The 4387-nt window shown below is 73.1% G+C and carries 6 protein-coding genes; all 6 read left to right on the top strand.

The features are described 5' to 3' along the window. The coding region (locus tag VR44_RS18730) for a carboxyl transferase domain-containing protein (RefSeq protein WP_281187155.1) at positions 1-266 on the top strand (266 nt) is incomplete at its 5' end. Between the two features lie 17 nt (positions 267-283). Continuing rightward, positions 284-505: an acyl-CoA carboxylase epsilon subunit gene (locus VR44_RS18725; RefSeq protein WP_045948683.1), complete on the top strand. Its 222-nt coding sequence runs from the start codon at positions 284-286 to the stop codon at positions 503-505. A gap of 188 nt (positions 506-693) precedes the next feature. Continuing rightward, entirely contained in the window at positions 694-948 is a 255-nt protein-coding gene (locus VR44_RS18720; protein ID WP_045948682.1) for an acyl carrier protein, read from the top strand. A gap of 78 nt (positions 949-1026) precedes the next feature. Continuing rightward, on the top strand, positions 1027-2259 hold the full coding sequence (locus VR44_RS18715) for a beta-ketoacyl-[acyl-carrier-protein] synthase family protein (RefSeq protein WP_045948681.1): 1233 nt from the start codon (positions 1027-1029) through the stop codon (positions 2257-2259). Then, entirely contained in the window at positions 2256-3446 is a 1191-nt protein-coding gene (locus VR44_RS18710; protein ID WP_045948680.1) for a beta-ketoacyl-[acyl-carrier-protein] synthase family protein, read from the top strand. The genes VR44_RS18715 and VR44_RS18710 overlap by 4 nt, the downstream gene beginning before the upstream one ends. Beyond that, the coding region (locus tag VR44_RS18705) for a beta-ketoacyl synthase N-terminal-like domain-containing protein (RefSeq protein WP_045948679.1) at positions 3443-4387 on the top strand (945 nt) is incomplete at its 3' end. The genes VR44_RS18710 and VR44_RS18705, both read left to right, overlap by 4 nt.

Raw genomic sequence — 4387 nt, 5'->3', positions numbered from 1 at the left:
TCGCCGTGATGGGCGCCGAGGGCGCGGCGAACGTGATCTTCCGCCGCGAGATCAACGCCGCCGACGACCCCGAGGCGACCCGGACGCAGAAGATCAAGGAGTACCGGGCCGAGCTGATGCATCCGTACTACGCGGCCGAGCGGGGCCTCGTGGACGACGTCATCGACCCCGCCGACACCCGCTCCGTGCTCGCCGCCTCCCTGGCGATGCTCCGCGCCAAGTACGCGGAACTGCCCGACCGCAAGCACGGCAACCCGCCGATGTGACGGGAGGGGAGACCAGCATGGACACCAGCAGGGGACACACCGAACGGGGCGCACCGCTGTTCCGGGTCGTCCGGGGCGAACCCGGGCCGGAGGAACTGGCCGCGCTGACCGCCGTACTCCTCGCCCGGACCGCCGGCCCCGCCGCCGAGCCGGCGCCCGCCACGTCGGCCCCCGGCCGCCGGGGCCCGCGCCGCCGGGGCCGGTACACCGCCCCCGGCGCCTGGCGGCGCACCGCCTGACCCCTTTCCGGCCGACCGGAAAATGCCAGCCGGAACGCCCCTGAACCCTCCGCGGATCCGGTCTGGCAGCTAACTGACAGAGCCCTTTCGAAGGCCTCGCCCACTGAATAGGTTCTCCATCGACGCGGAAGTCAGCCGCGTACTCCTCCGGGTATCCGGACCACCTTCACCACGAATGGGGAATTCCTGTGGCCGCTACGACCGAAGAACGCCGCGAGACCATCAAGGACATCGTCTGCGACATCCTCGAAATCGACCCCGAGGACGTGACCGCCACCAGCCTCTTCAAGGAGGATCACGACGCCGACTCGCTGCGCGCCATCGAGATCCTCGCCTCCCTGGAGAAGGAATTCAACGTCGTCATCAACCAGACCGAACTCGGCCGGATGGTGAACCTCGACGGCGTGTACGAGGTCGTCGCGGAATCCGCCGACTGGAAGTAGGGCCGGGCGGCGCCGGGTCCACGGACGGAACACCTTGGGAACGGCCGGTCCGCCGGCCTGCGAGATAGCGGGATGAACATGACTGATGTACCGGCGAACAGGGTGGTCATCACCGGGCTCGGCGCGGTCTCCAGCATCGGGCTGGGCGCCTCCGAGTTCCTTTCCGGGCTGCGTTCGGGCCGTAGCGCCGCGAAGCCGATCACCGCGTTCGACACCGAGGGCTTCGATCACGCGAACGGCTGCGAGATCGTCGACTTCGACCCCACCCACTGGATCAAGAACCTGGAACCCGAAACCCTGGGCCGGGCCAGCCAGTTCTCGGTGACCGCGGCGCGCATGGCCCTCGAGGACGCGGCACTGGCCGAGGCGGACCTGCGCGCCGGCCGCTGCCTCATCTCCATCGGCACCACCGACGGGGAGTCCCGCGACCTCGACCAGCTCGTCGAAACCGAGGTGCGGCGCGGCGCCGAGCACATGGACCCCACCGTCACCGCCCGGGTGCCCGCCGGCCGGCTCTCGGCCGCCATCGCCCACGAGTTCGGCCTCAGCCGCGTCGAGGCCGTCACCCTGCCCACCGCCTGCGCGGCCGGGAACTACGCCATCGGCTACGGCTTCGACGCGGTCCGCACCGGAGAGGTCGACCACGCCCTCGTCGGCGGCGCCGACGCCCTCTGCCGCAAGACCTTCACCGGCTTCTACCGGCTCGGCACCATCGCCCCGGAGCGCTGCCAGCCGTTCGACATCGACCGCAAGGGCATCCTCACCGGTGAGGGGGCCGGGGTCCTGCTCCTCGAGAGCCTCGACTCCGCCCTGGCACGCGGCGCCCGCATCCACGCCGAGGTGCTCGGGTACGGGCTCAACTGCGACGCCCACCACCCCGTCGCCCCGAACCAGGACAGCGTGGCGCAGTGCATGCGGCTCGCCCTCGACGCGGCCGGGGTGGGGCCCGAGGACGTGGACTTCATCTCCGCCCACGGCACGGGCACCAAGGCCAACGACGTCACCGAAGCCCGCGCCATCCGGCAGGTGTTCGGCGACCGTACCCCCCGGACCGTGTCGATCAAGTCGATGCTGGGCCACAGCATGGGGGCCGCCAGCGCCCTCGCCTCGATCGGCTGCGCGCTCGCCCTCACCGAGGGGTTCATCCCCCCGACGATCAACCACGTCGAGACCGACCCCGAATGCAGCGTGGACTGCGTCCCCAACCACGCCGTCGACGCCGAGCTACGGGTCGTCCAGAACAACGGGCTGGCCTTCGGCGGCAACAACTCCGTAGTGATCTTCGGCAAGTACGAGGAGGCCCGGACATGACCCCCCGCCCCGCCCCGGCGGAATCCGCCCTGCCCGAACTGGTGTTCACCGGCCTCGGTGCCGTCGCCAGCGTCGGCACCGGAGTCGACGAGGTCTTCGAGGCCCTGTGCGCCGGCCGCAGCGGGCGCGCGGAGCTCCGCGGCTTCGACCGCTCCGGCTTCCGCGCCCGGCACGCCTATGAGATCGACGACCGTCCGGCCCCCGGCACCGACGAGCCGGGACGTGCCACCCGCTGGCTGATCGCGGCCATCGAGGAGGCGGTCCGCGGGGCCGGACTCGGCGAGGACCTCTCGGAGGTACCGGTCCTCGTCGGCACCGGCCTGCGCGAACTGCGCTCGGCGGAGCTGCGCTGGCGCGACGGCGCCGACTTCGACATGGCGGGCCTGCACTTCGGCACCGCCCTGCGCGAGCGCTTCGGGGCGGTCCGCACGCACACCTTCTCCAACGCCTGCTCCGCCTCCCTGTACGCACTGGCCCTGGGCTGCGACCTGCTGGCGGCCGGCGCCTCGGACACCGTCGTCGTGGCTGGTGTGGACACCCTCACCGAGAGCATGTACGGACTCCTGGACCGGGTCCACATGGAAGCCCCGGACGTACTGCGGCCCTTCGACCGCGACCGCAAGGGCGTCCTCATGGGCGAGGGCGCCGCCGCCGTGGTCCTGCGCCGCAGCGACCCCAAGGGCGCCGCGCCCGACGGCGCCGCGGTACGCGGCCGGCTGCGCTCGGTGCACGTCAACTGCGACGGCTACCACGTCACCGCTCCCGACCGGGACGGCATCGCGGAAGCCGTCCGCGGCGCCCACCGCGAGGCGGGGGTCAAGCCCCAGGACATCGGCCTGGTCATGCTGCACGGCACCGGCACCCTGCTCAACGACGAGGCCGAGGCCGCGGCCATCGGCGACGTCTTCGGACCGGAGGCCGGCACCCCGCTGATGACCGCGGTGAAGTCGATGACCGGGCACACCTCGGGCGGCTCCGGGCTGCTCAGCCTGATCGTCGCGCTCAAGGCCCTGGAGTCGGGCCGGATACCGCCCGTCATCGGGCTGCGGGAACCGATCGAGGAGGCGGCCGGCTTCCGGCTCGTCCGCGACCGGGAGACCACCGCGCAGCCGGTCCTCGCCCAGGTCGACGCCTTCGGATTCGGCGGCGTCAACGCGGTCGCCGTCGTGGAGAGGGCGGCACGGTGAACCACTCCCGCAACGGCCGGGACGCGGCCGGGGTTCCGGCCGCCGAGGTCCTGGTGACCGGTATCGGTTCCGCCCTGCCCGGCACCACCGGCCCGGCAGACCTGCTCGACGCACGCCCCGCCCCCGGGCACGACCCCGTCGACCCCGGCGCCCTGATCGGCCGGCGCGGGCTGCGCTACAAGGACCGGGCCTCCCAGCTCGCCCTCTGCGCCGCCGAGGCCGGCCTGCGCGACGCGGGCCTGCTGGCCGACGGAGCCCTGTCCGTCCCCGGCACCTCCACGGGCGTCGTCGTCAGCTCGAACCTGGGCAACCTCGACACCGTCTGCGAGGTCGCCGACGGCATCAAGGAGCACGGCGTCGCCGGCATCAGCCCCATGGGCCTGCCCAACGCCTCCAGCAACGTCCCCGCCTCCTCCCTCGCCATCCGCCACGGTCTGCGCGGCCCCAACCTGATGGTCTGCAACGGAGCCACTTCCGGCCTCGACGCCGTCCACTGGGCCGCGGTGATGATCCGCGCCGGACGCGCCGACCGGGTCCTCGTGGTCGGCGTCGAGACCGCCAACCGCTACGTCGAGGGACTCCTCGGCCGGCCCTCCGCCGAACTCCTGGACGGGGCCGTCGCCCTGGTCCTGGAACGGGCCTCCGCCGCCGCCGAGCGCGGCGCCGCCGGCCTGGCCGTCCTCGGCGACTACGCCCGGGAGGCCGGGGTCGCGGCCTGCCTGGACCGGCTCCTGGGCACCCCGGGCGACGGCCGTCGCGCACCGGCCCTGTGGTTCGTTCCCGAGGGTCACCGGGGGAACGAGGCCGGGGACGTCCCCCGCCACGACCTCACCCACCGCTTCGGCAGTGCCTCCGGCGCCCTCGGCGTCCTGCAGTGCGCGGCCGCCGCCGGCCGGCTCCGCGCCGAGGGCGGGGACCACCGGTCCGGGGCNGTACTGGTC

Source organism: Streptomyces katrae, from assembly GCF_000966975.1.
Classification (GTDB): domain Bacteria; phylum Actinomycetota; class Actinomycetes; order Streptomycetales; family Streptomycetaceae; genus Streptomyces; species Streptomyces katrae.
Note: the sequence above shows the minus strand (reverse complement) of the source record. Positions and strands in the feature narration are given on the sequence as shown.